Genomic DNA, 26,792 nt, shown 5'->3' on the forward strand with positions numbered 1-26,792 from the left:
CGATCGCCGGCGGCCGGACCGTCGCCCGTCAAGGCGCAGGCGCCGTCGCCCGTCAGGGGCGCAGGCGCCAGCGCACCCGGTCGTCGGCGTACCAGGTCCACTTCGTGACCTGGCGGTCGAAGGGCACGCCGTCCCGGCTGACCTGAGCCGGGTCCGAGGCCATCTGCAGGGCCCGACCGTGCGCTCGGCGCACCGGGCGCAGCGGCAGGGTCACCACGGCCACGCTGATCCGGTCCACCGCCGTCCAGTCCGGTCGCACGTCGATCCGGGTGATCGAACCGTCGGCGACCTGGTGTTCGTCGCAGTACGCGCGGGCGCCGAACCGGCGGGCCAGCGCCCGGCGGGGCGCGCCGTGCGCGGTCACCAGGCCGGTGTGCAGCAGCACCCCGCCGTGGTCGTCCCGGACCAGCGGCAGCTCGCGCTCGACCCCGGTGCCGACGCCCAGCGAACGGGCCAGACCGGTGGACGCCGGGTCGTCGGCGGGCTGCCAGCTCACCGGCACCGCGGGCAGCCGCTCGGTCTTCCACAACCGGGTCAGCGCGGCGGAGAGCGCAGGCACCGGGCCCAGCACGTGCACCGCATCGGCGCCGTCCACCACCGAGGCGACGTGCCGGCGCGACGGCGGTTGGACCGCCGCCAGGCCGCGCAGGTCGAGCTGGGTCGTGGGCATGCCGATACCCTGCCACCTGGCCAGCCGGGAACCGCCGGTGTCTTGGGCAGACGCGACGAACGAGGAGAACCCCCCGATGCCGGCAGTCGTGCTGATCGGCGCCCAGTGGGGCGACGAGGGCAAGGGCAAGGCGACCGACCTGCTGGGCGGCCGCGTCCCGTACGTCGTCCGCTACCAGGGCGGCAACAACGCCGGGCACACCGTGATCACGCCCGACGGCGAGAAGTACGCGCTGCACCTGATCCCCAGCGGGATCCTCACCCCGGGCTGCACGCCGGTCATCGGCAACGGCGTGGTCATCGACCCCGAGGTGCTCATCGGTGAGCTCGCCGGCCTGGAGGAGCGCGGGGTGGACACCTCGCGCCTGGTGATCTCCTCCGACGCGCACCTGATCATGCCGCACCACCGCGCCCTGGACCGGGTCACCGAGCGCTTCCTCGGCCAGCGCAAGATCGGCACCACCGGCCGCGGCATCGGCCCCGCCTACGGCGACAAGGTCGCCCGCAACGGCATCCGGGTGCAGGACCTGCTCGACCTGTCGATCCTGCGGCAGAAGCTCGAGGGCACGCTGCAGGAGAAGAACCAGATCCTGGTCAAGGTCTACAACCGCAAGGCCATCGACGTCGACGAGGTGGTCGAGGAGTACTCGGCGTACGCCGAGCAGCTGAAGCACCGGATCGTCGACACCCGGCTGCTGCTGGGCAAGGCGCTGGACGCCGGGGAGTGGGTGCTGCTGGAGGGCTCACAGGGCACCCTGCTGGACGTCGACCACGGCACCTATCCGTTCGTGACGTCGTCCAACCCGACCGCCGGCGGTGCGGCCGTCGGCGCCGGCGTCGGCCCCACCCGGATCGAGCGGGTCATCGGCATCCTGAAGGCCTACACGACCCGTGTCGGCTCCGGCCCGTTCCCCACCGAACTGCACGACCAGTGGGGCGAGTACCTCCGCAAGCACGGCGGCGAGGTCGGCGTGACCACCGGCCGGGACCGGCGCTGCGGCTGGTTCGACGCCGTCGTCGCCCGCTACGCCAGCCGGGTCAACGGCATCACCGACTACTTCCTCACCAAGCTCGACGTCCTCTCCGGGCTGGAGACGGTGCCGATCTGCGTCGCCTACGACGTCGACGGCGTGCGGCACGACGAGATGCCGATGACGCAGACCGACTTCCACCACGCGAAGCCGATCTACGAGGAGATGCCCGGCTGGTTCGAGGACATCACCGCCTGCCGCCGTTTCGAGGACCTGCCGGCCAACGCGCAGGCCTACGTGCGCCGGCTCGAGGAGCTCTCCGGCGCCCGGGTCAGCGTCATCGGCGTGGGTCCCGGGCGGGACGAGAACGTGGTCCTGCACGACTTGATCTGAGTGGATCGCGACCCTCCGGGCCGCAACGCGGCCAGGGGGCGTCCCCGGGTGCGATGAGCCGTCTCGTGGGATGAGGTCGGGGAGCCTCCGGCCCCCGCGACCTCATCCCACAGTCGCCTCGCGGCGACCCAGCGGTCGCGTTCCGGGGTCGGCTCACCGCGAGCCGTCCCCGGTGTGCGCTGTCGAAGCTCTCGACCCCGTTCCGGCCTGGCCCGTTGCGTGGCTGGTCTCAGGCGGGCTCGGGGACGCTGCCGGGGTCGCCGCCGGGATCGTCGGGCGTCGACTCGATCGGGGCGGGCGGCAGCGTGTCGGGGGTGTCGGGCATGAGCTCCCCGGCGTCGTCCGGCGCGGGCTGGTCCGGGTCGATGGGCGGGTCCGGCTCCGGGATCGACGTCATGCCGCGAGTCAACCAGCGCATGATCGCCGCCGCCATCGATCGCGTCCGGCCCGCTGAGCGGGCGCGGCCGGTCAGACCCGGGGGCGCACCGGGGCCATGGCGGCGGCGGAGAGCTCGGCCCGGGCCCGGTGGGCGGTCTCCGGGGCGTCGGTGATCACGCTGTCGACCCCGAGGGCGAAGAGCAGCCGGGCCTCGGTCTGGGCGTCGCCCAGACCGAGGGGGTCGCCACCGCGGCGCAGGTGGCTGGGGAGGAAGACGTTCTCCGGCCGCAGCGTCCACGGCTCGACGGTGAGGCCCGCCCGGTGCGCCTGGCTGATCAGGTCCGAGACGCCGACCAGGCCGCCGTCGGCGCCGTGCAGCAGGATCCGGCCCTTGTGCGGGGCGATCCCGTCGGCGTAGGTGGAGACCTCGCGCAGGCCGGCCGGGGTGACCAGGGCGTCCTGCATGCCCTCCTCCTCGATCAGCTGCACCAGCCGGGGGCCGTTGCTGCCGAGGTCGGTCCGCAGCTCGCGCAGCGCCTGCTGCTCGAACGCCATGACGACGACGGAGCCGTCGACCCGCGCGGCGTCCAGCCGGCGCAGTTCCGCGGCGACCAGCTCGGTCATCGGCAGCCCCTGCGCGGCGAACCAGGACGGGCACTTCAGCTCCGCCTGCACGCGCACCTGGTGGCCGGGGGTGGACCGGCGGCGGGCCACCTCGACCACCTCGGCCAGGGTGAGGACGCCGAACCGGCCGTCGTAGGCGGTGTTCATCGGCCGCATCCCGGGCAGCCGCTCGACCGCGCGCAGGGTGCGCAGCTCGGCGAGGGTGAAGTCCTCGCTGAACCAGCCGGTCAGCTCCTCGCCGTCCACCTCCTGGGTGCGGCGGCGGTCGGCGAACTCCGGGTGCTGGGCCACGTCGGTCGACCGGGACAGCTCGTTCTCGTGGCGGGCCACGAGCTGGCCGTCGCGGGTGACCACGACGTCGGGCTCGATCAGGTCGGCACCGAGGTCGATCGCCAGCTCGTAGCTGGCCACGGTGTGCTCGGGCCGGTAGCTGGGTGCACCGCGATGCCCGATGATGCGCGGTGAGCGCTCTCGGCGGGGCGAGTGAACGGCCTTCAGGCCGGTCTCCTGCATGGCTCCAGGGAAACCCAGTTCCCTGTCCGGGGTCTGAACGCGCGCCGACTTCATGGGGACGAATCGGGGGACAGGGCGCTCACCTGGAGACTCACATGACCCCTGTGAGTGATCTCTCAGTGGCCAGACGCCGGGACGCGCCGGCCCCCGCGGCCGCTGACGACGGCGAGGCGGCCCGGGTCTACCGGGCCTGCTCACCGTGCGCACCGCCGCCAGCGGCGCGCCCGCTGACCCGGCGCGGCAGGAATGGCCATTTCTGCCGCGGTGGGGGCGGTGGGTAGGTTCGCCCGGTGCGCGTCCTCGTGATCGGCTCCGGTGCCCGGGAGCACGCCCTGTGCGTGGCTCTGCAGTCCGACCCCGCCGTCACGGCGCTCGCCTGCGCGCCAGGGAACGCCGGCACCGTCACCCTCGCCCAGGCGTTCCCGCTCGACGCCGCCGACCCGGCGGCGGTCGGCGCTCTCGCCGTCGAGTGGCAGGCCGACCTGGTCGTGGTCGGCCCGGAGGTGCCCCTGGTCGCCGGCGCCGCCGACGCGGTGCGCGAGGCCGGCATCGCCTGCTTCGGCCCCTCCGCGCAGGCCGCCCAGATCGAGGGGTCCAAGGCGTTCGCCAAGCACGTGATGACCGCCGCCGGGGTGCCGACGGCGCAGTTCTGGGCCGTCGGTGGCGCAGCTGAGCTGGAGACCGCGCTGGACGAGGCGGGCGCTCCCTACGTCGTCAAGGACGACGGGCTGGCGGCCGGCAAGGGCGTGCTGGTCACCACCGACCGTGCGGCCGCCGTCGCGCACGGGCAGGCCGTCCTGGGTGCCGGGCACTCGGTGCTCATCGAGGAGTTCCTCGACGGCCCGGAGGTGTCGCTGTTCGCGCTGTCGGACGGGACGACGGTGGTGCCGCTGCTGCCCGCCCAGGACCACAAGCGCCGCGACGACGGGGACGCCGGCCCGAACACCGGCGGCATGGGCGCCTACGCCCCGCTGCCCTGGGCGCCCGCGGGCCTGGTCGAGGAGGTCCGCGCCACCGTCCTGCAGCCCACGATCGACGAGATGGCGCGCCGCGGGGAGCCGTTCAGCGGCCTGCTCTACGCCGGGCTGGCGCTGACCTCGCGCGGCGTGCGGGTGGTGGAGTTCAACGCCCGGTTCGGCGACCCGGAGACCCAGGTCGTGCTGCCACTGCTGGAGACCCCGCTGGCCGGGCTACTGTACGCCGCGGCCACCGGCACGTTGGCCGGCCACCCGCCGCTGCGCTGGCGGGACGGGGCGGCGGTCACCGTCGTCGTCGCCGCCTCGGGCTACCCCGAGCGGCCGCGCGTCGGCGACCCGATCACCGGCGCCGACGGCGAGGGCGTGCTGCACGCCGGGACGGCGCTGGGTGCCGACGGCCTGGTGCACTCGGCCGGTGGTCGGGTGCTCTCGGTCACCGCGGTCGGCGACGACCTGGCCGCAGCGCGGCAGACCGTCTACGAGCGGCTGGCCTCGGTCCGGCTGGCCGGCGCGCACTGGCGCACCGACATCGCCCTGGCCGCCGTCGAGGGCCGCATCACCGTCTGAGCGACCAGCCGGCCGCCCTCCGCGCGTGCGGGTCGACCCGGGCCGGCAGGGGTTGAGCCGCGCGCTGCCGCGGCCCCACGCCACCCCGGGCGGGTCGACCCGGCTCAGCAGTGGTCGAGCCGCGCCGGCCCGCAGGCGTCAGCGGGCGGTGACCGGTCGGCGGGCGCGGCGGGTGTCCGGTTGCGGGGGCCGGGGGCCCTCGTGCCGCCGGGACAGGTAGGTGCCCGCCACGTTGCCGCAGGCGATGACCGGGACGGCGATCAGCGCGCCGAAGACCCCGCCGATCAGCAGACCGGCGGCGATGCCGAGGACGACGGCCAGCGGGTGCACCGAGACCGCGCGGCCCAGCAGCAACGGCTGCAGCACGTGGCTCTCCAGTTGCATGATCAGCACGATGATCCCCAGGGCGATCAGCGCCCGGACCGGCCCGACGGCGACCAGGGTGACCAGCACCGACACCGTGCCGGCGAGGAACGACCCGATGATCGGGATGAACGCGCCGAGGAACACCAGCGCGGCGAGCGGCACGACCAGCGGCGTCCCGAGGAAGACCAGGCCGATGCCGATGAAGACGGCGTCGAAGGCGGCGACCCCGACGGTGGCCCGCACGTAGGAGATCAGCGTGCGCCAGGACCGCCGGGCCGCCTCGTCCAGATAGGCCTGCGAGTTCACCGGCGTCAGCCCGACCACCCACAGCCAGATCGGGCGGCCGTCGAGGAGGAAGAAGAAGAGGGTGAACAGGGTCAGCACCACGCCGGTGAGCACCTCACCGACGGTGGCGGCCGTGGTCAGCGCGCCGGAGGTGAGCAGGTCCTGGTTGTCGGCGATGGCCTGGCTGGCGCTCTCGAGCGCATCGGTGATCTGGCCGTCGGTGACCGGGAAGGTGCGCGTGATGGAGTCCTGCACCTGGGTGAGCCCCTCGTCGACCTGGGACACGAGGTCGGCGTAGCCGGCGACGAACTCCTCGACCACGAGGGTCACGATCCCGGCGACCACGCCCACGCCGACGACGAGCATCGTCAGCGCGGCCAGGGAGGTCGGCCAGCCGCTGCGCCGCAGGGAGGCCGCGCCCGGCTGGAGCAGCGCGGCCAGCAGCAGCGCCACGATGACCGGCACGATGACGACGGCGACGTAGCCGGCCGCGCGCAGCAGCAGGTACAGCGCAGCGACCACGGCCACCGTCCGCCACGACCAGGCCGCGGCGATCCGCAGCCCGTTGGGGACGTCCCGCTCGGCGGCCCGGAGCCGGGCCTCCGGCGCCAGCAGGCTGCCCCGGGCGCGCTCCCGGCCGGGCGCCGGCGGGGCACCTCCGGGTGCCGGGGGGCCGCTGACCCCGCCGGGGACGTCGACGTCCGGGGCATCGGGGTGCGGGCTGCCGGGGGCGAGCGGGGCAGCGTCGTGGCGGGGCGCGCTGGTGGCGTGATGGCCGTCGCCGTGGTGGCCGTCGCCGTGGTGCGGCTCCTCGACGTGGTCGACGACGGCGCGGCTGCCGTCCTCCAGGACCAACACGGTGCCGTCGGGCCAGGCGTGCGGATCGTGCTCGGCGGCGGCCCGGATGCGCTCCCGCGCCCGGTGGACCACGCGTCTGGCCCGCTGCAACATCGAGTCCTCCGAGCTGATGGGGGCCCGCCCGAAGCGGTGCGAGAGGATGGGCCCGTGGTGCGCCGAGCTGAGCAGACCGAAGCGGTACTCGCATGATCGACAGGTACACCCTGCCCGAGATGGGCCGGGTCTGGAGCGACCAGCACAAGTACGAGCTGTGGTGCCGGGTCGAGACGCTCGTGCTGGAGGCGCACGCGGCCGCCGGCCGGGTGCCCGCCGACGTCGTCGAGCCGGTGCGCAACGCGCCGCCGCCCACCCCCGAGCGGGTCGCGGAGATCGAGGAGACGACGCAGCACGACGTCATCGCCTTCCTCACCGCCTGGGCCGACAACACCGAGCCGCGCTCGGCCGCGGCCTACGTGCACCACGGCATGACCTCCTCGGACCTGCTGGACACCGCGCTCGCCGTCCAGCTCACCGACGCCACCGACGTCCTGCTGGCCAAGGCCGACCGGCTGGTGGCCGCGCTGCGCGACCACGGCCTGGCCCACCGGGACACGATCAAGGTCGGCCGCACCCACGGGGTGCACGCCGAGCCGGACGTCTGGGGCCACCGGGTCGCCGACCTCGCCTTCGCCGCGGCGCGGTCCCGGGACCGGCTGCGCCGGGCCCGCGAGGCCGTCGGCGTGGTCGCGATCTCCGGCGCCGTCGGCACCTACTCCCTCATCGACCCCTCGGTCGAGGTGACGGTGGCCCAGGCCCTGGACCTGCGCGCCGCCGACGCCTCCACCCAGGTCGTGCTGCGCGACGGGATCAGCGAGTGGGTCTCTGCGCTGGGGATCATCGCCACGGTGTGCGAGGCGATCGCCCTGGAGGTCCGGCACGGCCAGCGCACCGAGGTGCGCGAGCTGAGCGAGGCGTTCGGCGCGGGGCAGAAGGGCTCCAGCGCCATGCCGCACAAGAAGAACCCGATCCGCTCCGAGCGGATCGCCGGGCTGGCCCGGGTCGTCCGCGCGGCGATCGTGCCGGTGATGGAGGGCATCCCGCTCTGGCACGAGCGGGACATCTCGCACTCCTCCACCGAGCGGGTGTTCCTGCCCGACGCGGCGATCACCACCGACTACCTGCTGGACCTGACCGCCGGGCTGGTGGAGAACCTGGTCGTCGACGCCGGCCGGATGCGCGCCAACCTGGAGTCCACCGGCGGGCTCATCTACACCTCGTCGGTGCTGCTGGAGCTGGTCGAGGGCGGGATGGGCCGCGAGCAGGCCTATGCGCTCGTCCAGTCCGCGGCGATGCGGACCTGGCAGGACGGGACGCCGTTCCGGCAGACGCTCCGCGAGCGGGCAGCGGCCGACGACGTCACCCTCGACGAGGCCCGGCTGGACGAGATCTGCCGGCCCGAGCAGTACGTGGCGAACCTCGGCCCGCTGTTCGACCGGCTGGCCGCGCTGTCGTGAGCCTCCCCTTCGAGCTCGTCGCCCGGGGCAAGGTCCGCGAGGTCCACGCCGTCGGCGACGACCGGCTGCTGCTGGTCGCCAGCGACCGGGTCTCCGCCTACGACCACGTGCTCCCCACGCCGATCCCGGACAAGGGCCGGGTGCTCACCGCGCTGTCGGTGTGGTGGTTCGAGCAGCTGGCGCCGGTGCTGGCCGAGCACGGCGCGGAGCACCACCTGCTGGCGTCCGGTGACGACCTGCTCGCCGTAGGCGTGCCGGCCGAGCTGACCGGCCGGTCGATGCTGGTCCGCCGGCTGGAGATGCTCCCGGTGGAGTGCGTGGCCCGCGGCTACCTGTCCGGCTCGGGCACGGTCGAGTATCAACGCAGCGGCGCGATCGTCGACGTCCCGCTGCCGGCCGGTCTGGTCGAGGGCTCGCGGCTCCCCGAGCCGGTCTTCACCCCCTCGACCAAGGCCGAGGTCGGCGAGCACGACGAGGCCATCGGGTTCGCCCAGGTCGTCGAGGCCGTCGGCGCCGACCGGGCCGAGGCGCTGCGGTCGCTCACCGTCGCGCTCTACCGCCGCGGGGCGGAGATCGCCGGACAGGCCGGGCTGGTCCTGGCCGACACCAAGTTCGAGTTCGGGACGGCGGGGGACACCCTGGTGCTCGGCGACGAGGTGCTGACGCCGGATTCGTCGCGGTTCTGGCCGGCCATGACCTGGTCGCCGGGGGCTCCGCAGCCCTCCTTCGACAAGCAGTACGTCCGGGACTGGCTGACCACCTCCGGCTGGGACCGGGTGTCCCCGCCGCCTGAGCTGCCCGAGGACGTCGTCGCCGCCACCCGCGACCGCTACGTCAAGGCCTACGAACAGCTCACCGGGCTGCCCTGGCGCTGAACCACCCGGCCACCGGGACGGCCGTGTCGGTGGGTCAGTAGAGCGCGGCGATGCCGCGGGCGCGGGCGTTGCGCAGCGCGGTGAACACGTGCGAGCGGATCAGGTCGGCGGCCCGCTCGGGCAGGTCGACGAAGCGCAGCGACCACTCGTGCAGGTTGTCCTGGCGGGGCCGGCGGCGGACCAGCGCGACCTCGGTGACGAGCTCGTCGGAGTACAGGTCGAGGGTGAGGAGCAGGGGCTGGCTCTTCGCCGGGAAGGGGATGCTGACGCCCAGGTCGCCGTGCGGGCGGAAGACGGCGAGCAGGCCGCCCTCGCTCAGGTCGACCGTGCTCCCGACCAGGGTCGCGCGGTCCCAGGCGAGGGTCACCGACAGCCCGATGGGGGCGCGGACGGCGTCCCGTCGCTGGATCGTGCTGGCCGGGCCGGTGACCTCGACCTCCCAGAGGCCGTCGGCGGCGACCGCGACCGCCTCGGCCGGGACGGACCGGAGTCCGTCGTCGGCCTGCCAGGACAGTTCCAGCATCTCGCGCTCGACGAAGGGGGTGACCTCGCCCAGGGCGTTGCGCGGTGGACTCAGGAAGAGGAACGACTCGCTCTCCCGGCGGACCCGGGCGGTGAGCGCCTCGTCCTGCCCGAGCAGCAGGACGCTCAGCGCCGTCGTGGCGGCCGGGTGGTCCACACCGGGCACTCCAGCGACCACCTGTGCTCCTCCTTGTCCCCCACCGATCGCCCCAGCGGCCATCGCATCCGGTCCATCGTGGGTCACTCGGACCGGTTGTCCAGCGCAACGGTGCAGGTCCGTGACCCGTCCGGATGAGCCGGGACGGGCCGGGGCCGGCTGGGCCACGGCGGTTCCCCGCAGCGGGCCGGCCGACCGGCGTGGTGTCGGTCCCCGTAGCGGAGCCGGTACCCTCGTCGGCGTGTCCCAGGTGGTCGTCGACGTCGTCCTGAAGCCAGAGATCTCCGACCCCCAGGGGCAGGCGGTGCTCGGCGCCCTCGGCCGGCTCGGCCACACCGGGGTGCGCAGCGTCCGCCAGGGCAAGCACTTCGTGCTCGAGGTCGACGGCGAACCCGACGAGGCCGAGCTCCGGCAGATCGCCGAGACGCTGCTGGCCAACCCCGTCATCGAGGACGTCGAGCTGCACCTCCCCGCTCGCACCACCGACTGAGAGAGACCCAGTGCGCATCGGTGTCATCACCTTCCCGGGTTCCCTGGACGACGTCGACGCCGCACGCGCCGTGCGGCTCGCCGGCGCCGAGCCCGTGTCCCTCTGGCACGGCGACCACGACCTGAAGGACGTCGACGCCGTCGTCCTGCCCGGCGGGTTCTCCTACGGCGACTACCTGCGCGCCGGGGCGATCGCCGCCCGCTCGCCGCTGATGGCCGACGTCGTGGCCGCGGCGCACGGCGGCCTGCCGGTGCTGGGCATCTGCAACGGCTTCCAGGTGCTGTGCGAGGCCGGGCTGCTCCCCGGGGCGCTGACCCGCAACAGCCACCTGCACTTCCGCAACCGTGACCAGGGGCTGCTCGTCGAGCGCGCCGACACCGCCTGGACGACGTCCTTCCAGCAGGGCCAGCAGATCGTCGTCCCGGTGAAGAACGGCGAGGGCCGCTACGTGGCCGCGCCGGCCGACCTGGACCGGTTGGAGGGCGAGGGCCGGGTGGTGGTGCGCTACGTCGGGGGCAACCCCAACGGCAGCTCCCGCGACATCGCCGGGGTCACCAGCGCCGACGGACGGGTGGTCGGGCTCATGCCGCACCCGGAGCATGCGGTCGAGGAGCTCACCGGCCCGAGCACCGACGGCCTGGGCTTCTTCACCTCGGTCCTCTCTGCCCTGGTGGTGGCCGCGTGAGCGCCACCGAGGGCCTGTCCGAGCTCGACACCGCGCCAGGGCGGACGAGCCGGCTGGACACCGTCGAGCTGGCCACCCAGCACCCCGACGACGAGCAGCCCTACGCCGAGCTGGGGCTGCGCGCCGACGAGTACGCCCGGATCCGGGAGATCCTCGGCCGCCGGCCGACCACCGCCGAGCTGGCGATGTACTCGGTGATGTGGAGCGAGCACTGCTCCTACAAGTCCTCGAAGGTGCACCTGCGCCGGTTCGCCGACCTGCCGAAGAGCGACGCACTGCTGGTCGGCATGGGCGAGAACGCCGGCGTCGTCGACGTCGGCGAGGGCTGGGCGGTCACCTTCAAGGTCGAGTCGCACAACCACCCCAGCTACGTCGAGCCCTACCAGGGCGCGGCCACCGGGGTCGGCGGCATCGTCCGGGACATCCTGACCATGGGCGCCCGCCCGATCGCCGTCATGGACTCGCTGCGCTTCGGTGCCGCCGACGCCCCGGACACCGCCCGGGTGCTCCCCGGCGTGGTCGCCGGGGTCGGCGGCTACGGCAACTGCCTGGGCCTGCCCAACATCGGCGGCGAGCTGCTGTTCGACGAGACCTACGCGGGCAACCCGCTGGTCAACGCCCTGTGCGTGGGCGTGCTGCGGCACGAGGAGCTGCAACTGGCCAAGGCCGAGGGCACCGGCAACAAGGTCGTGCTCTTCGGTGCCCGCACCGGCGGCGACGGCATCGGCGGGGTCTCGGTGCTCGCGTCGGAGACCTTCGACGCCGAGGGCCCGGCCAAACGCCCGGCCGTGCAGGTCGGCGACCCGTTCACCGAGAAGCTGCTGATCGAGGCCTGCCTGGAGATCTTCGCCGCCGGCCTGGTCACCGGCATCCAGGACCTCGGTGGCGCCGGCATCTCCTGCGCCACCAGCGAGCTGGCCGCGGCCGGCTCCGGCGGCATGGCGATCGACCTGGACGCCGTCCCGCTGCGCGACTCCACGCTCACCCCCGCCGAGATCCTGATGAGCGAGTCCCAGGAGCGGATGTGCGCCATCGTCGAGCCGGGCAAGGTCGAGGCGTTCCTCGCCGTCTGCGCCAAGTGGGACGTGCTGGCCACCGTCATCGGTGAGGTCACCGACGGCGACCGGCTGACCATCGACTGGCACGGCGAGCGGATCGTCGACGTCCCGCCGCGCACGGTCGCCCTGGAGGGCCCGCGCTACGAGCGCCCGATGGCCCGCCCGGCCGACCTGGACGCGCTGCAGGCCGACACCCCGCCGTCGTCCTCGGCCGACCTGCGGGCCGACTGGCTCGCGGTCGTCTCCAGCCCGGACGGCGCGGACAAGAGCTGGGTCACCGAGCAGTACGACCGCTACGTGCGGGGCAACACCGTGCTCGCCCAGCCCGAGGACGCCGGTGTCCTGCGGATCGACGAGTCCAGCAACCTGGGCATCGCGCTGTCGCTGGACGGCAACGCTCGCTACGCCCGACTGGACCCCTACACCGGCGCCCAGCTGAACCTCGCCGAGGCCTACCGCAACGTCGCCGTCTCCGGCGCGAAGCCGCTGGCGGTCACCAACTGCCTGAACTTCGGCTCCCCGGAGAACCCCGAGGTGATGTGGCAGTTCGCCGAGGCAGTCCGCGGCCTGGCCGACGGCTGCCGCGAGCTCGGCCTGCCGGTCACCGGCGGCAACGTGAGCCTCTACAACCAGACCGGCGACGTCGCGATCAACCCCACCCCGGTGATCGGGGTGCTGGGCGTGCACGCCGACGTCACCCGCCGGGTGCCCACCGGCTGGCGGGCGGACGGTGACGCCGTGCTGCTGCTGGGCGAGAGCCGGCCGGAGTTCGGTGGGTCGGCCTGGGCCGCGGTCGTCCACGGCCACCTGGGCGGGCTGCCGCCCCGGCTGGACCTGGCCGCCGAGCGCGCCCTGGGGGAGCTGCTGGCCTCGCTGTCGGCCGACGGGCTGGTCAGCTCAGCGCACGACCTGTCCGACGGTGGGCTGGCGCAGGCGCTGACCGAGTCGGCGCTGCGGTACGGCACCGGTGCCCGGCTGAGCGTGCCCGGCGACCCGACGGCATCGCTGTTCGGTGAGTCGGTGGCCCGCGTCGTCGTCACCACCGCGGACCCGGCCGCGGTGCGGGCCGCCGCTGAGGCGGCAGGGGTGCCGGTCACCGAGCTCGGGACGACGGGTGGCGACGCCCTGGTGCTGGAGGGGTTGCTGGAGCTGCCGCTGGACGAGCTGCGGGCGGCGTGGACGGCGACCCTGCCGGCGCTGTTCGGCAGCCCGGAGGCCACGGTCGGGTCGATCCCGGCGGGCACCGTCCCGACGAGCTGACCGGTCCGCTCCTGATGGCCGGCGCCGCGCCGATCTCCGCCGAGGACCTGCGGGCGGCGCTCGCGCCCACGGTCGGCTGGCTCGCCGGGGACGCCGAGCAGCCGCCCCGGGCGGTCCTGGGCGCGGCGGTGAAGACCTCGGCCCGCTGGCTCGCCCAGCACGTGCCCGGGCGCTCGGTGGAGTTGCGGGTCCCGCCGTTCGTGGCGGTGCAGTGCGTGCCGGGGCCGCGACACACCCGCGGGACCCCGCCCAACGTGGTCGAGACGGACGCCGCGACCTGGCTGCGGCTGGCGACCGGCGCGCTCTCCTGGGCCAATGCGGTCGGAGAGGGCAAGGTCAGCGCCAGCGGCAACCGCGCCGACCTCTCCGAGCACCTCCCGCTGCGCGCCGTCCGACCCGCCGGGCCACCCCCCTCGTCGAGTTGATCATCGGCGAACGGCTGCCCGCCAGGCCGGCGGGCGCCGCCGTTCGGCGATGATCGACTGCGGGTGGGGGGCGAACGGCACAGCGCCCCTCCTGCCGGTGGCAGGAGGGGCGCTGTGCGGTGTGGTGCGGGGGGCTCAGCCGCCGAACAGCGCGCTGGCCGCCTTCACCGTGTTGTACAGCCCGTAGGCCAGGGGCACACCGACCAGTGCCCAGGCGAAGGCGACGAGGCCGGTCGGGGTGTTCGTCGTGGCCTGCTGGTCGCCGGCGTGGCGTGAGGTGCTCATCGCGTCAGGTTCCGATCTCCGGTGGTGGATGCGGCGGTGGGGACGTCGGTGTTCTTCGGCTCGAACCACTTCTCGGCGACCGGCTTGATCATCAGGTTGGCGACGAAGCCGACGGCCAGCAGGCCGACCATGATGAACAGGGCCGGCCGGTAGTCACCGGCGGTCAGCTCACCCGGCGTGCCGCGCGCGTCGAGGACGCCGTTGATGATCAGCGGGCCGGCGATGCCCGCGGCGGCCCAGGCGGTCAGCAGCCGACCGTGGATGGCGCCGACCTGGTAGGTCCCGAACAGGTCCCGCAGGTAGGCCGGGACGGTCGCGAAGCCACCACCGTAGAAGCTGATGATGATCGCGGCCAGGATGACGAAGACCCAGGTGGCGGTGCTGCCGACGGTGGCCAGCAGGACGTACAGCACCAGGCCGACGCCCAGGTAGACCATGTAGATCGGCTTGCGGCCGATGTAGTCCGAGGTGGAGGACCACACGAACCGACCGGCCATGTTGAACAGCGAGAGCAGCCCGACGAAGCCGGCGGCCGTTGCGGCGAGGACCGTGGAGGTCTCCCCGTTTCGGAAGAAGTCCTGGATCATCGGCGCGGCCTGCTCGAGGATGCCGATGCCGGCGGTGACGTTGCAGAACAACACCGTCCAGAGCAGCCAGAACTGCGGGGTCTTGATGGCGTTGTTGGCGGAGACGTTCTCCGTCGTCACCAGGGACTTGGCCTTGACCTGCGACGGGTCGAAGCCGTCGGGGCGCCAGTCGGGCGCGGGGACCCGGACGATGAAGGCACCGAACATCATGAAGACCAGGTAGACGATGCCCAGCGTGACGAACAGCTGGGCGACGGCCGAACCCGAGGGGGTGGTGCCGATCGTGCCGTCGTAGGTGGGGTCGTACCAGTTCATCAGCTGGCGGGACAGCGGCGAGGCGATGAGCGCACCGCCACCGAAGCCCATGATCGCCATGCCGGTGGCCAGGCCGGGCCGGTCCGGGAACCACTTGATCAGCGTGGAGACCGGGGAGATGTAGCCGATGCCCAGCCCGATGCCGCCGAGGACGCCGTAGCCGAAGTAGACCAGCCACAGCTGCTCGGTCGAGATGCCCAGCGCCCCGACCAGGAAGCCGGCGGACCAGAAGCACGCGGCGGTGAACATGGCCGCCCGCGGGCCGTTCCTGTCCACCCAGGTGCCGAAGACCGCGGCCGAGAGGCCGAGCATGACGATCGCGATCGAGAAGATGATGCCGATCGCGGTCAGGCTGGACTCGAAGTGCGAGACGAGCGCGGCCTTGTACACGCTGGTCGCGTAGGCCTGGCCGATGCACAGGTGCACCGCCAGCGCGGCTGGCGGGATGAGCCAGCGGTTGAAGCCCGGGCGAGCGATGATGCGCTCCCGGGCCAGGAAGCTGGGTACTGCCACGGAACGACCTCCGAGGTGCGGGAACGGCGCGCCCGGACGGGCGCAACCTGGTCGCGGCCCGTCCACAGGTGTGACACAGGTCGCGACCGAACCGCACCGTACGACGCTGTGACGATTCCGGCTGCACGCTGGACCCCAGCCGGGTGAGGCTGAGACCAATTCGTTGCACGCACAACCGTCGTTTCCGCGGTGTGGGAGCGGGGCGCGGAACGGTCGCCCCGTTCCCTAGGCTGGCTGCATGTCGTACGAGGTCAAGGGCGTCGTCGCCCTGAGCAAGGGTGCTCCGGTCACCATCGAGACGATCATCGTCCCCGACCCGGGTCCGGGTGAGGCGGTGGTCGACGTCCAGGCGTGCGGGGTCTGCCACACCGACCTGCACTACCGGGAGGGCGGGATCAACGACGAGTTCCCGTTCCTGCTGGGTCACGAGGCGGCCGGGCTGGTCTCCGCGGTCGGCGAGGGCGTCACGAACGTGGCCGTCGGTGACTACGTGGTGCTGAACTGGCGTGCGGTGTGCGGGGAGTGTCGGGCCTGCACCAAGGGCAAGCCCTGGTACTGCTTCAACACCCACAACGCCGCGCAGAAGATGACGCTGGCCGACGGCACCGAGCTGTCCCCGGCGCTGGGGATCGGGGCGTTCGCCGAGAAGACCCTGGTCCACTCCGGCCAGTGCACGAAGGTCGACCCGGCGGCCAAGCCCACCGCGGCCGGGCTGCTGGGCTGCGGCGTCATGGCCGGCGTCGGTGCCGCGATCAACACCGGCGGCGTGGGGCGCGGCGACTCCGTCGCCGTCTTCGGCTGCGGCGGGGTGGGCGACGCCGCGATCGCCGGCTCCCGGTTGGCCGGTGCGGGCACGATCATCGCCGTCGACATCGACGACAAGAAGCTCGAATGGGCCAAGGGCATGGGCGCCACCCACACGGTCAACTCCTCCCAGACCGACCCGGTCGAGGCGATCAAGGCCCTCACCGGCGGCTTCGGCGTCGACGTCGCGATCGACGCCGTCGGGCACCCGGCGGTCTACGAGCAGGCGTTCAACGCCCGGGACCTGGCCGGCACCGTCGTCCTGGTCGGCGTCCCGAACCCGGCCTCGACGATCGAGCTGCCGCTGATCGAGGTCTTCGGCCGCGGCGGGGCGCTGAAGTCCTCCTGGTACGGCGACTGCCTGCCCAGCCGCGACTTCCCGATGCTCATCGACCTGTACCTGCAGGGCCGCTTCGACCTGGACGCCTTCGTCAGCGAGACGATCGGGCTCGAGGACGTCGAGGCCGCCTTCGACAAGATGCACGCCGGTGACGTGCTGCGCTCCGTCGTCGTCTTCGAGGGGGCCGAGAAGTGAGCGTCCGGATCGAGCAGGCCGTCGTCAGCGGGGTGTTCAGCCTCGACGGGCAGGACTTCGACGTCGACAACAACGTCTGGCTGGTCGGGGACGACGACGAGGTGGTCGTCATCGACGCCCCGCACGACGCCGCCCCGATCATCGAGGCGATCGCCGGACGCCGGGTGACCGCGATCGTGCTCACCCACGGGCACAACGACCACATCACCGCGGCGGTGGCGCTGCGCGAGGCCACCGGGGCGCCGATCTGGCTCAACCCGGCCGACCGGATGCTCTGGGACGTCGTCCACCCGGACACCGCACCCGATCGCGACCTGGTCGAGCGGACCCAGTTCACCGTGGGAGGCGTGCAACTGCACGCGCTGCACACCCCTGGGCACTCACCGGGCAGCACCTGCCTGCACGCGCCCGACCTGGCCACCGTCTTCACCGGGGACACGCTGTTCTGCGGTGGTCCCGGGGCCACCGGCCGGTCCTTCAGCGACAAGCCGACGATCCTGCGGTCGATCACCGACCGGCTGATGACGCTGCACGGTGACACCGTGGTGAAGACCGGTCACGGCGACGACACGACGGTCGACGCCGAGCTGGGCAACATCGCCTGATGGAGGACCTCGCCCCGCGCAGGCTGGGGCCGAGTCTCTGGGCCGGGCCGGGCTGACCGGTCGTTCCGGCCGCTGAGCTGCCATTTCCGGACGGCGTCGTCCTCCCCCGAGTGAGCGGTCCCACCCGGGGGAGGACGGCGCAGCCGGTACGCTCGCACCCGTGCCTCGCGGTGACGGACGGCTGACGCACGACCTCGACCCCCATGACCCTGGTCCCCAGGACGCCTGTGGCGTCTTCGGGGTCTGGGCTCCCGGGGAAGAGGTCGCGAAGCTGACCTATTTCGGCCTGTACGCCCTCCAGCACCGCGGTCAGGAGGCGGCCGGCATCGCGGTGTCCGACGGCTCCTCCGTCGTGGTCTACAAGGACCTCGGCCTGGTCAGCCAGGTGTTCGACGAACCGACGCTGGGCAGCCTCCGCGGCCACATCGCCGTCGGCCACGCCCGGTACTCCACCACCGGGGCCTCCACCTGGGAGAACGCCCAGCCGACGTTCCGCACCACCGGGGCGGGCACCGGGCTGGCGCTGTGCCACAACGGCAACCTGGTGAACACCGCCGAGCTCGCCAGCGCCGCGGCCGACGAGGGAGTTGCCGGGGCGTTCGTCGCGACCAACGACTCCGACCTGGTCACCTCGCTGATCGCGGCCAAGCCCGACATGTCGGTCGAGGCGGCGGCGATGGAGGTGCTCCCGCGCCTGCGGGGGGCGTTCAGCTTCACCTTCATGGACGAGGACACCCTCTACGCCGCGCGTGACCCGCAGGGCGTGCGGCCGCTGGTCCTGGGCCGGCTGGAGCGGGGCTGGGTCGTCGCCAGCGAGACGGCGGCGCTGGACATCTGCGGCGCCTCGTTCGTCCGCGAGGTCGAGCCCGGTGAGCTGATCGCCATCGACGAGGACGGCCTGCGCAGCCAGCACTTCGCCGTCGCCGATCCGAAGGGCTGCGTCTTCGAGTTCGTCTACCTCGCCCGGCCCGACACCACGATCTCCGGCCGCGGCGTGCACGCGACCCGGGTGGAGATCGGCCGCCGGCTGGCCAAGGAGCACCCGGTCGAGGCCGATCTCGTCATCCCGGTGCCCGAGTCCGGCACGCCGGCCGCGGTCGGGTACGCCGAGGCATCCGGGATCCCCTACGGCCTGGGCCTGGTCAAGAACTCCTACGTCGGGCGCACGTTCATCCAGCCCAGCCAGACGATCCGGCAGCTGGGCATCCGGCTGAAGCTCAACCCGCTGCGCGACGTCATCCGGGGCAAGCGCCTGGTCGTCGTCGACGACTCGATCGTGCGCGGCAACACCCAGCGGGCGCTGATCCGGATGCTCCGCGAGGCCGGGGCCCTCGAGGTGCACGTGCGGATCGCCTCCCCGCCGGTGAAGTGGCCGTGCTTCTACGGCATCGACTTCGCCAGCCGGGCCGAGCTGGTCGCCAACGGGCTGGACGTCGACGGGGTCCGGGCCTCGATCAACGCCGACTCGCTGGGCTACGTCTCCGAGCAGGGGCTGATCGCGGCCACCGAGCAGCCGGCCAACCGGCTGTGCACGGCCTGCTTCACCGGCGAGTACCCGATCTCCCTGGGCCAGCCGGAAGTGCTGGGCAAGCACCTCCTCGAGGGCATCGGCCGCCGGGCACTGACCGAGGAGGCCCCCGCGGTCACCGGCTGGACCGGCCAGCAGGCCGGCAGCCCGATGCTCCCCGGCGGGGCCGACGACGCGCTGAGCCGGCCGTGACGGCCCACGAGGGCGAGCTGACCTACGCCGCCTCCGGCGTGGACATCGACGCCGGTGAGCGGGCCGTCACCTTGATGCGGGCGGCGGTGGAGAAGACCAACCGCCCGGAGGTCGTCGGCGGGCTGGGCGGGTTCGCCGGGCTGTTCGCGCTGGACACCGCCAAGTACCGCGCGCCGCTGCTGGCCTCCTCGACCGACGGCGTGGGCACCAAGATCGCGCTGGCCCGGGCGCTGGACCGGCACGACACCGTCGGGATCGACCTGGTCGCCATGGTCGTCGACGACCTGGTCGCCTGCGGGGCCGAGCCGCTGTTCCTGCAGGACTACGTCGCCTGCGGTCGGGTCGTGCCGGAGCGGATCGCCGCCATCGTCACCGGGATCGCCGAGGGCTGCACGCAGGCCGGTGCCGCACTGGTGGGCGGGGAGACCGCCGAGCACGGCGACCTCATGGGCGCGGACGACTACGACCTGGCCGCCACCGCGGTCGGGGTCGTGGAGGCCGACGCCGTCCTCGGGCCGGAGCGGGTGCGCTCCGGTGACGTCATCGTCGCCATGGCCTCCTCCGGGCTGCACTCCAACGGCTACTCGCTGGTGCGCCGGGTCGTCGACCGGGCGGGGTTGGACCTGACCGGCACCCCGGCCGGTCTGGGACGTCCGCTCGGGGACGAACTCCTCGAGCCCACCCGCATCTACGCCCGCGACTGCCTGGCGCTGGTCGAGGAGCTGGGGGTGCAGACGGTGCACGCCTTCGCCCACATCACCGGGGGCGGGTTGGCCGGCAACACCGTCCGCGTCGTCCCGGCCGGGCTGGAGGCGGTGCTCGACCGGAGCACCTGGGCGCTGCCCGCGGTGGTGCGGCTGCTGGAGGAGCACGGCGTCCCCCGCACGGAGTCCGAGCGGGCGTTCAACTGCGGGGTCGGCATGGTGGCCGCGGTCGCCCCCGAGCACGCGGACCGGGCGGTCGAGTTGCTCGTGGCCCGCGGCGTCCCGGCCTGGGTGGCCGGCACGGTCGGGGCACGCGACGGAGAGGCCTCGGCCCGGCTGGTCGGCTCCTACCGCTGAGCCGGCCGCCGGCCGGTCTCCGTGGGGTCGGCCGGCCCAGGACGCACGACAGCACCACTTCTCCCGGAGGAGAAGCGGTGCTGCCCTGTCTCAGGGGCTGGGTCGCGGGCTCAGCGGGTCAGCGACTGGCAGCCCAGTCGTCGTCCTCGTCTTCCTGCGACCAGCTCCCGACGTGCGTGTCGTCCTCGTCGTCGTCCTTCGGCCCCCGGGAGGGGAACGACGACGGCTGTCCAGCCAGTTCTCGCTGGAGGGCAGTGAGGTCGGTGTTGGGTGAGCTGTACTTGAGCTCACGGGCCACGCGTGTCTGCTTGGCCTTCGCTCGGCCGCGCCCCATGGCTCGACCCCCTCGTGACGGAGTGCGGGTCGTCTCCAGCACTGGGCTGGACGGCCCGTGTGGCGACCCCGACTGAGTGACTGTGTCCTTGGCCGAGCTTACGACACGGATCGGTCACGGGCACGCAGCGCACCCCCCTGCCCCCTCATCCGAGGCTGGATGTGACCGGGGTCTCACCCGATTCGGCTGCTGGGACCGGTCAGCGGGGCAGCCGGATGGTCGCCAGCCGACCCACGGAGCTCATCCGCTCCTCGGCGAGCCGGTCGGCGGCCACGGCGGGGGAGACGTCCTCGGCGTCGGCGGCGGCGAACACCCGCAGCGCGACGTCGAAGATCGAGGTGGCCTTGGACTCGGCGCGGGCGAAGGAGAACCCGTGCCGCTCGTCCTCGACCTGGATCACGCCACCGGCGTTCACCAGGTAGTCGGGCGCGTAGAGGACGCCACGGGCGCGCAGCAGCTCGGCGGTGCCCGCGTGGGCCAGCTGGTTGTTGGCGCCGCCACAGACGACCTGGGCGGGCAGGACGGCCACGGTCTCGTCGTCCAGGGCGCCACCGAGGGCGCACGGGGCGTAGACGTCGTGCGGCGTGCGCACCAGGGCGGCGGTGTCGGCGACGGCGGAGACCTGCGGGTGCCGGGCCCGGACCCGCGCGACCGCGGCCGGGTCGACGTCGGTGACGACGACGGACGCACCGTCGGCGACCAGCCGGTCGACCAGCCAGCTGCCGACCTTGCCCACGCCGGCCACGGCGACGGTGCGCCCGGCCAGGGTCGGGGCGCCCCAGCGGTGCTGGGCCGCGGCCCGCATGCCCTGGAAGACCCCGAAGGCGGTGAGCACCGAGGAGTCGCCGCAGCCGCCGAAGGCCTCGGACCGGCCGTGCGCGAAGCGGGTCTCGCGGGCGACGACGTCCAGGTCGGCGTTGTAGGTGCCGACGTCGCAGGCGGTGAGGTAGCGCCCGCCCAGGCTCTCCACGAACCGGCCGTAGGCGCGCAGCAGGGCCTCGGTCTTGTCGGTGCGCGGGTCGCCGATGATCACCGCCTTGCCACCGCCCAGGTCGAGGCCGGCCAGGCTGTTCTTGTAGGCCATCGCCTTCGACAGCGCCAGCGCGTCGGCCACCGCGGCCTCCTCGGAGGCGTAGGGGAAGAACCGGGTGCCGCCGAGCGCCGGGCCGAGCGCGGTGGAGTACACCGCGATCACCGCGCGCAGCCCCGACCCGGGGTCGGAGCAGAAGACGACCTGTTCGTGCCCGGAGCCCATCACGTCCACGCCCGGCAGCCTAGGCAGCCGCGGGTCGTCGCGTCTGCTCCCGCGCGCCTCCAGGGGGTGCCGGGTGGCGGGCGACGGCAACGACAGGGTCTCGGTGTGGAGGTCCGTGCCGTGTCCGGTCCCCCGGGCGGGCATGATCAGGGGCTGACGACAGGCACCGGTCGATCCCGGTGCCGCACACTCCTCTGGAGGGCCGAGTCGAGGCCCGATCGGCGGAGGACATCAGCGGGGCATCGCTGCGCCGCCACACAGGAGGACACGCACACGATGGCTCGACCCAAGCGGCTGCTCGCACTCGCCCTGGCGGCACCCCTGTTGCTGAGCGCCTGCTCCACGGAGAACTCCGGCGGGGGCGACGAGAGCGGGGAGGGCGGCGGTGCGACCGCCTCCGGTGACCTCGACTTCGCCGTCGTCACCCACGGGTCGGCCGGTGACGCCTTCTGGGACGTGGTCCAGAACGGCGCCGAGGCCGCCGGTGAGGACCTGGGCGTGGGCGTGGACTACCAGAGCGACGGTGATCCGCAGCGCCAGTCCCAGCTGATCGAGGCCGCGGTGAACCAGGACGTCGACGGGATCGTCGTCTCCATGGCGAACCCGGATGCGCTCGAGGACTCGATCGGCGCGGCGGTGGACGCCGGCATCCCGGTCATCACGATCAACTCCGGGGGAGACCGGTCGGCCGAGTTCGGCGCCATCGGGCACGTCGGTCAGGACGAGACGATCGCCGGCATCGGTGCCGGGCAGCGACTGGCCGCCGACGGGGCGCAGAACGTGCTCTGCGTGGTGCACGAGGCTGGCAACATCGGCCTGGAACAGCGCTGCGCCGGCGCCTCGCAGGGGCTGGGCACCGACGTCCGGCTGCTCCAGGTGGACATCAACGACCTGCAGGCCGCCCAGTCGACGATCACCTCGCAGCTGCAGAGCGATCCCTCGATCGACGCGGTGCTCACGCTGAACTCCGCCGTGGCCCCGGTGGCGGCGTCCGCCGCCGACGACGCCGGGGCCGACGTCGAGATCGCCACCTTCGACCTCAACGGCGACGTCATCGCAGCGATCCAGGACGGCACGATCTCCTTCGCCGTCGACCAGCAGCAGTACGAGCAGGGCTACCTGCCGATCGTGATGCTCAAGCTGTACGCGGAGAACCTCAACACCGTCGGTGGCGGGCAGGCCGTGCTGACCGGTCCGGGGATCGTCGACGCCGAGAACGTCGACGAGATCGCGGACCTCGCCTCGGCAGGGACCCGCTGAGCGCGACCCGGGAGGCGCCCGTCGACGGGCCGGCGCGCGCCGACGAACGCGTCGCCCGGGTCAGCCCGTGGCGGCGGCTGCTGGTCAAGCCCGAGCTCGGGTCGCTGATCGGCGCCGTCGTCATCCTGGGCTTCTTCTCTGCCCAGTCCGACGTCTTCCGGTCGCTGGCCGGGGTGGCCAACTGGCTGGACGTCGCCTCGATCCTGGGGATCATGGCGGTCGCCGTCGCGCTGCTGATGATCGGCGGGCACTTCGACCTCTCCGCCGGGGTGATGACCGGCACCACCGCGCTGACCGTGGGCATCGTGGCGGTGCAGTTCCAGCAGAACATCTGGGTGGCGATCGCCGCGGCGCTGGCGCTTGCGCTGGGGATCGGCGCGTTCAACGGCTGGCTGGTCACCCGTACCGGCCTGCCCAGCTTCATCATCACGCTGGGCACCTTCCTGATGCTGCAGGGGCTCAACCTGGGGCTCACCAAGGCGTTCACCGGCACGGTCCAGGTGCGGGGGCTGGCCGATGCGCCCGGCTACCACTCGGCCGAGCTGGTGCTGGCGTCCACGGTCGAGGTCTTCGGCCAGCCGTTCCGGGTCGCCGTCCTCTGGTGGCTGCTGGTCACGGCGCTGGCCGCCTGGGTGCTCCTGCGCACCCGGTTCGGCAACTGGGTCTTCGCCACCGGCGGTGACGAGGTCGCCAGCCGCAACGTCGGGGTCCCGGCGCGGCGGACGACGATCGTGCTGTTCATGACCACCGCGACCGCCGCGTGGCTGGTCGGCTCGATCACCGCCGTCCGGCTCACCTCCGTGCAGGCCAACACCGGCACCGGCCAGGAGCTGATCTACATCGTCGCGGCCGTGATCGGCGGCTGCCTGCTCACCGGCGGGTACGGCTCGGCCGTCGGCGCGGCCCTCGGTGCGCTGATCTTCGGCATGACCCAGCAGGGGATCGTCTACCTGAACTGGGACGCCGACTGGTTCTACTTCTTCCTCGGTGCCATGTTGCTGCTCGCGGTCCTGACCAACCGGCTGGTCCGGCGCTACGCCGAGGCGGCTCCGCGATGAGCGCCGCAGCCGACCGGCCGGCCGCACCCGGGGGCGCACCGCTGCTGGAGCTGCGCGACATCGGCAAGGACTTCGGCTCGGTCATCGCGCTCGACGGCATCTCCACCAGCGTGCGCGCCGGGCAGGTCACCTGCGTGCTGGGGGACAACGGCGCGGGCAAGTCGACGCTGATCAAGGTGCTCTCCGGGGTGCACCGGCCCACTCGGGGACAGCTGTTCCTGGACGGTGAGCCGGTCGACTTCGACGCGCCGCGCGAGGCCCTGGACGCCGGCATCGCCACCGTCTACCAGGACCTGGCGATGATCCCGCTGATGTCGATCTGGCGGAACTTCTTCCTCGGCTCGGAGCCGACGACCGGCTGGGGCCCGTTCCGGCGGTTCGACCGGGCGACGGCCAAGGACGCAACCCGGCGTGAGCTGGCGGCGATGGGCATCGACATCCGCGACCCCGACCAGCCGGTCGGCACGCTCTCCGGGGGCGAGCGGCAGTCGGTGGCGATCGCCCGTGCGGTGCACTTCGGGGCCCGGGTGCTGATCCTGGACGAGCCGACGTCTGCGCTGGGCGTCAAGCAGGCCGCCGTGGTCCTGCGCTACATCGCCCAGGCGCGCGACCAGGGGCTCGGCGTCGTCTTCATCACCCACAACCCGCACCACGCGCACCCGGTGGGCGACCGCTTCCTGCTGCTCAACCGCGGCCGCAGCATGGGCGACTTCGCCAAGGCGGAGGTGACCCGGGAGCAGCTGACCGACATGATGGCCGGGGGGGACGAGCTCAGCCGGCTCGCCGAGGAGCTGGGGCGGCCGGGCGCACCCTGACCTGTCGGGTCGACATGGGCACAGGGGGACCGGGTGCGGCGGTGACCGAGCTCTTTGACACGGACGCGCGGTAGCTGCGCGTGTTGCGTCTGTGACTGGTGGTGCGACTGGGACGCTCGCTGAGCCCACCCGTCCATCCCTCTTCCCCAGGGAGCGACCATGACGCAGCACGTGCGGCGCCCGGCCACGGCGGCCGGCTGCCGAGTCCGCGCCGGACGCCTCCGGCCGTCCCGGCTGCTGGCCGGTGCGCTCACCGCAGCCGTCGCGGCCGTGCTGGTCGGAGCCGGCGGCGGCACCGCGCGGGCCGAGCCGGTGAACCCGAGTGACGAACAGCTGGCCGGTGCCCAGTCGGCGCAGGACGCGGTCGCGGCCGAGGTGGGCCGGATCGCCGCGCAGGTGGCCGCCGCCGAGGCACAGCTGGAGCAGGTCCAGGTGCTGGCCGAGGCCGCCGGCACCGTCTACCTGGCGGCGGAGGAGGCCCGGGTGCAGGCCGAGGCCGCGGCCGCACGGACGGCGCAGGACCTGCAGGCAGCGGCCGTCGCCGTCGCCGCCGCCCAGACGCGGATCGCCGAGTTCTCCCGGGACACCTACAAGAACGGCGGCGAGCTGACCAGCGAGATGGCGCTGCTGGACGTCGGCGGGCCGGCCGAGCTGGTGCAGAAGGCCGCGATGCTGTCCTACGTCGGCGACCACCAGGTCGACGTCCTGGCGGTGATGGAGGCGGCTCGGGTGGCGCAGGCCCAGGCCGACGCGGCCGCGCGGGCCGCCCGCGACGAGAAGGTGGCGACCGAGGCGGCGGCCGAGGCGGCCCGGGTGGAGGCCGAGCGGCAGCTGGCCAACCAGCAGTCGGTGTACACGCAGGTGACCGCGGACAAGGCCGCGCTGGACCAGCAGCTGCAGGACGCCCAGGTGCAGCTGCTCACCCTGCAGGGAGCTCGCAACGCCTACGAGGTGTGGCAGCAGCAGAAGGCGGCCGAGGAGGCCGCGGCCCGGCTGGCCGAGGAGCAGGCCCGCGCCCAGGCGCTCGCCGACGACCGGCAGGCACTCCTGGCGGACGCCGACACCGCCGGGTCCGGCTACGCCCGGCCGACCGTCGGCATCACCAGCAGCTGCTTCGGCTCACGCTGGGGGGTCACCCACTTCGGCGTCGACATCGGCGCGCCGATCGGCACGCCGGTGCGTGCCGCCACTGCCGGGGTGGTCCAGCGGGCTGGGCCGGCGACCGGCTTCGGGCTGGCGATCTACCTCCGCGGGGACGACGGTGCGATCACCGTGTACGGCCACGTCAACCGGTCCTTCGTCCGCGCCGGGGAGCGGGTCGCGGCCGGCGAGCAGATCGCCGAGGTGGGCAACCGTGGCCAGTCGACCGGGCCGCACCTGCACTTCGAGGTCCACCCCGGCGGGGCGATGCACAGCGGCCAGGTCGACCCGGTGCCGTGGTTGCGGGACCGCGGCATCACGATCCGGGGCTGCGGCTGAGCCCAGCACGACGACCCGGCAAGCGCGGCCCGGCACCCTGGGGAGGGGCCGGGCCGCGGTGCGTCGGGGGTCAGGCGTTGTCGCAGTTCTCCGTGATCCAGGCGTCCAGCCGGGTCTGGGACTCGGTCGCCTGCGCCTCGATCTCGGCGAGCGCCTGCTCCGCGCTGGCCTGGCCCTCCGGGGTGGTCAGGTCGATGTCGCCGACGGTCTCCCGGATGCCGACGAACGTGTCGATCAGGACCTCCCAGTCGGCGCTGATCTCGGCCGGGGCATCCAGCTGTTCCAGCTGGGCGATGGTCTGGTCGAGCAGCTCCTCCTGGGTCAGCTCGGCGGCCCCGGGGGCGGTGAGCACGGCCTCGGCCTCGGTGCAGAAGGCCTGCACCTCCTCGTCGGAGGTGGTGGCCTCGGCGGAGGCGGAGGCCGTCGGGCTGCTGGTCGTCGACGCGGCGTCGGGTTGCTCGTCGTCGCTGCCGCACGCGGACAGGAGGACGACGGCGACGGTGGCGAGACCGGCGCGGAGGGGGGTGGCGAGTGCGCGCATGGCCTCGACGGTATCCGCTCCCGGTGGAGGCGCCGAGGCCCGCCGGGGCCGGTTACGGT

Annotated in this window: 26 protein-coding genes; 16 read left to right on the top strand and 10 right to left on the bottom strand. The window is 73.4% G+C overall.

All coding sequences use genetic code 11. From position 1 onward, the window contains the following. Positions 1-52: 52 nt before the first annotated feature. Positions 53-670 carry a hypothetical protein gene (locus O2W18_RS13440; RefSeq protein ID WP_269188021.1) on the bottom strand — a complete coding sequence of 206 codons (618 nt, stop codon included), beginning with the start codon at positions 668-670 and terminating at the stop codon, positions 53-55. A gap of 76 nt (positions 671-746) precedes the next feature. Between O2W18_RS13440 and O2W18_RS13445 the strand changes: the two genes are divergently transcribed. Next, positions 747-2,033, top strand: coding sequence for an adenylosuccinate synthase (locus O2W18_RS13445; protein WP_269188022.1), 1,287 nt, complete (start codon positions 747-749; stop codon positions 2,031-2,033). 229 nt (positions 2,034-2,262) lie between these two features. Here the strand turns inward: O2W18_RS13445 and O2W18_RS13450 are convergent, their stop codons facing one another. Together O2W18_RS13450 and O2W18_RS13455 are read right to left on the bottom strand one after the other, a co-directional pair. Next, positions 2,263-2,430 carry a hypothetical protein gene (locus O2W18_RS13450; RefSeq protein ID WP_269188023.1) on the bottom strand — a complete coding sequence of 56 codons (168 nt, stop codon included), beginning with the start codon at positions 2,428-2,430 and terminating at the stop codon, positions 2,263-2,265. 71 nt (positions 2,431-2,501) lie between these two features. Further along, positions 2,502-3,548: a glycerophosphodiester phosphodiesterase family protein gene (locus O2W18_RS13455; RefSeq protein WP_269188024.1), complete on the bottom strand. Its 1,047-nt coding sequence runs from the start codon at positions 3,546-3,548 to the stop codon at positions 2,502-2,504. Between the two features lie 290 nt (positions 3,549-3,838). Here O2W18_RS13455 and purD point away from each other — a divergent pair, with 290 nt between their 5' ends. Beyond that, positions 3,839-5,092: a phosphoribosylamine--glycine ligase gene (purD, locus tag O2W18_RS13460; protein WP_269188025.1), complete on the top strand. Its 1,254-nt coding sequence runs from the start codon at positions 3,839-3,841 to the stop codon at positions 5,090-5,092. A gap of 138 nt (positions 5,093-5,230) precedes the next feature. Here the strand turns inward: purD and O2W18_RS13465 are convergent, their stop codons facing one another. Beyond that, positions 5,231-6,694 (bottom strand): AI-2E family transporter, encoded by a 1,464-nt coding sequence (locus tag O2W18_RS13465; RefSeq protein ID WP_269188026.1) that lies wholly within the window; start codon positions 6,692-6,694, stop codon positions 5,231-5,233. Positions 6,695-6,786: 92 nt separating this feature from the next. Between O2W18_RS13465 and purB the strand changes: the two genes are divergently transcribed. Both purB and O2W18_RS13475 read left to right on the top strand, forming a co-directional pair. After that, positions 6,787-8,094, top strand: a complete 1,308-nt coding sequence (gene purB / locus O2W18_RS13470; protein ID WP_269188027.1) for an adenylosuccinate lyase — start codon at positions 6,787-6,789, stop codon at positions 8,092-8,094. After that, positions 8,091-8,969 carry a phosphoribosylaminoimidazolesuccinocarboxamide synthase gene (locus O2W18_RS13475; protein WP_269188028.1) on the top strand — a complete coding sequence of 293 codons (879 nt, stop codon included), beginning with the start codon at positions 8,091-8,093 and terminating at the stop codon, positions 8,967-8,969. Before purB ends, O2W18_RS13475 begins: the two co-directional genes overlap by 4 nt. 34 nt (positions 8,970-9,003) lie before the next feature. Here the strand turns inward: O2W18_RS13475 and O2W18_RS13480 are convergent, their stop codons facing one another. Beyond that, on the bottom strand, positions 9,004-9,669 hold the full coding sequence (locus tag O2W18_RS13480; RefSeq protein WP_269188029.1) for a PilZ domain-containing protein: 666 nt from the start codon (positions 9,667-9,669) through the stop codon (positions 9,004-9,006). A gap of 220 nt (positions 9,670-9,889) precedes the next feature. On the opposite strand from O2W18_RS13480, the gene purS reads away from it, so the two are divergent. From purS to O2W18_RS13500, 4 genes are read left to right on the top strand one after another with little or no spacing between them, the layout of a single operon-like run. Then, positions 9,890-10,138 carry a phosphoribosylformylglycinamidine synthase subunit PurS gene (gene purS / locus O2W18_RS13485; RefSeq protein WP_036336369.1) on the top strand — a complete coding sequence of 83 codons (249 nt, stop codon included), beginning with the start codon at positions 9,890-9,892 and terminating at the stop codon, positions 10,136-10,138. Between the two features lie 10 nt (positions 10,139-10,148). Further along, positions 10,149-10,823: a phosphoribosylformylglycinamidine synthase subunit PurQ gene (gene purQ / locus O2W18_RS13490; protein WP_269188030.1), complete on the top strand. Its 675-nt coding sequence runs from the start codon at positions 10,149-10,151 to the stop codon at positions 10,821-10,823. Next, a complete protein-coding gene (gene purL, locus O2W18_RS13495; protein WP_269188031.1) occupies positions 10,820-13,141 on the top strand; it encodes a phosphoribosylformylglycinamidine synthase subunit PurL in 2,322 nt (773 codons plus the stop codon). The genes purQ and purL overlap by 4 nt, the downstream gene beginning before the upstream one ends. 14 nt (positions 13,142-13,155) lie before the next feature. Continuing rightward, positions 13,156-13,566: a sterol carrier family protein gene (locus O2W18_RS13500; RefSeq protein WP_269188032.1), complete on the top strand. Its 411-nt coding sequence runs from the start codon at positions 13,156-13,158 to the stop codon at positions 13,564-13,566. A 135-nt stretch (positions 13,567-13,701) separates the two neighbouring features. Here O2W18_RS13500 and O2W18_RS13505 read toward each other — a convergent pair whose 3' ends face one another. Next, complete coding sequence (locus tag O2W18_RS13505; protein ID WP_269188033.1) at positions 13,702-13,851, bottom strand: MFS transporter small subunit; 150 nt, start codon at positions 13,849-13,851, stop codon at positions 13,702-13,704. Next, entirely contained in the window at positions 13,848-15,266 is a 1,419-nt protein-coding gene (locus O2W18_RS13510) for an OFA family MFS transporter (RefSeq protein ID WP_269188034.1), read from the bottom strand. The genes O2W18_RS13505 and O2W18_RS13510 overlap by 4 nt, the downstream gene beginning before the upstream one ends. Before the next feature lie 238 nt (positions 15,267-15,504). On the opposite strand from O2W18_RS13510, the gene O2W18_RS13515 reads away from it, so the two are divergent. The 4 genes from O2W18_RS13515 to purM all read left to right on the top strand — a co-directional run bounded on the left by O2W18_RS13515 (position 15,505) and on the right by purM (position 19,991). Continuing rightward, positions 15,505-16,605: an S-(hydroxymethyl)mycothiol dehydrogenase gene (locus O2W18_RS13515; RefSeq protein WP_269188035.1), complete on the top strand. Its 1,101-nt coding sequence runs from the start codon at positions 15,505-15,507 to the stop codon at positions 16,603-16,605. Beyond that, positions 16,602-17,210, top strand: coding sequence for an MBL fold metallo-hydrolase (locus O2W18_RS13520; protein ID WP_269188036.1), 609 nt, complete (start codon positions 16,602-16,604; stop codon positions 17,208-17,210). Before O2W18_RS13515 ends, O2W18_RS13520 begins: the two co-directional genes overlap by 4 nt. A gap of 160 nt (positions 17,211-17,370) precedes the next feature. Continuing rightward, the gene (gene purF / locus O2W18_RS13525) at positions 17,371-18,930 is read left to right on the top strand and encodes an amidophosphoribosyltransferase (RefSeq protein WP_269188037.1); all 1,560 of its coding nucleotides are present in this window, start codon (positions 17,371-17,373) and stop codon (positions 18,928-18,930) included. Then, positions 18,927-19,991, top strand: a complete 1,065-nt coding sequence (purM, locus tag O2W18_RS13530) for a phosphoribosylformylglycinamidine cyclo-ligase (RefSeq protein ID WP_269188038.1) — start codon at positions 18,927-18,929, stop codon at positions 19,989-19,991. Before purF ends, purM begins: the two co-directional genes overlap by 4 nt. A gap of 118 nt (positions 19,992-20,109) precedes the next feature. Here the strand turns inward: purM and O2W18_RS13535 are convergent, their stop codons facing one another. Then, positions 20,110-20,325, bottom strand: a complete 216-nt coding sequence (locus tag O2W18_RS13535) for a DUF3073 domain-containing protein (RefSeq protein ID WP_269170328.1) — start codon at positions 20,323-20,325, stop codon at positions 20,110-20,112. Positions 20,326-20,524: 199 nt separating this feature from the next. Further along, a complete protein-coding gene (locus tag O2W18_RS13540; protein ID WP_269188652.1) occupies positions 20,525-21,580 on the bottom strand; it encodes a Glu/Leu/Phe/Val family dehydrogenase in 1,056 nt (351 codons plus the stop codon). Between the two features lie 276 nt (positions 21,581-21,856). On the opposite strand from O2W18_RS13540, the gene O2W18_RS13545 reads away from it, so the two are divergent. The 4 genes from O2W18_RS13545 to O2W18_RS13560 all read left to right on the top strand — a co-directional run bounded on the left by O2W18_RS13545 (position 21,857) and on the right by O2W18_RS13560 (position 26,192). Further along, positions 21,857-22,840 carry a sugar ABC transporter substrate-binding protein gene (locus O2W18_RS13545; protein WP_269188039.1) on the top strand — a complete coding sequence of 328 codons (984 nt, stop codon included), beginning with the start codon at positions 21,857-21,859 and terminating at the stop codon, positions 22,838-22,840. A 173-nt stretch (positions 22,841-23,013) separates the two neighbouring features. Next, a complete protein-coding gene (locus tag O2W18_RS13550) occupies positions 23,014-23,898 on the top strand; it encodes an ABC transporter permease (protein WP_269188040.1) in 885 nt (294 codons plus the stop codon). Next, the gene (locus O2W18_RS13555) at positions 23,895-24,713 is read left to right on the top strand and encodes an ATP-binding cassette domain-containing protein (protein ID WP_269188041.1); all 819 of its coding nucleotides are present in this window, start codon (positions 23,895-23,897) and stop codon (positions 24,711-24,713) included. Before O2W18_RS13550 ends, O2W18_RS13555 begins: the two co-directional genes overlap by 4 nt. 159 nt (positions 24,714-24,872) lie before the next feature. Then, positions 24,873-26,192, top strand: a complete 1,320-nt coding sequence (locus O2W18_RS13560) for a M23 family metallopeptidase (protein WP_269188042.1) — start codon at positions 24,873-24,875, stop codon at positions 26,190-26,192. A 70-nt stretch (positions 26,193-26,262) separates the two neighbouring features. Here O2W18_RS13560 and O2W18_RS13565 read toward each other — a convergent pair whose 3' ends face one another. Further along, entirely contained in the window at positions 26,263-26,733 is a 471-nt protein-coding gene (locus O2W18_RS13565) for a hypothetical protein (protein ID WP_269188043.1), read from the bottom strand. Positions 26,734-26,792 lie beyond the last annotated feature (59 nt).

It is taken from the genome of Modestobacter sp. VKM Ac-2983 (genome assembly GCF_026967885.1).
GTDB lineage: Bacteria > Actinomycetota > Actinomycetes > Mycobacteriales > Geodermatophilaceae > Modestobacter.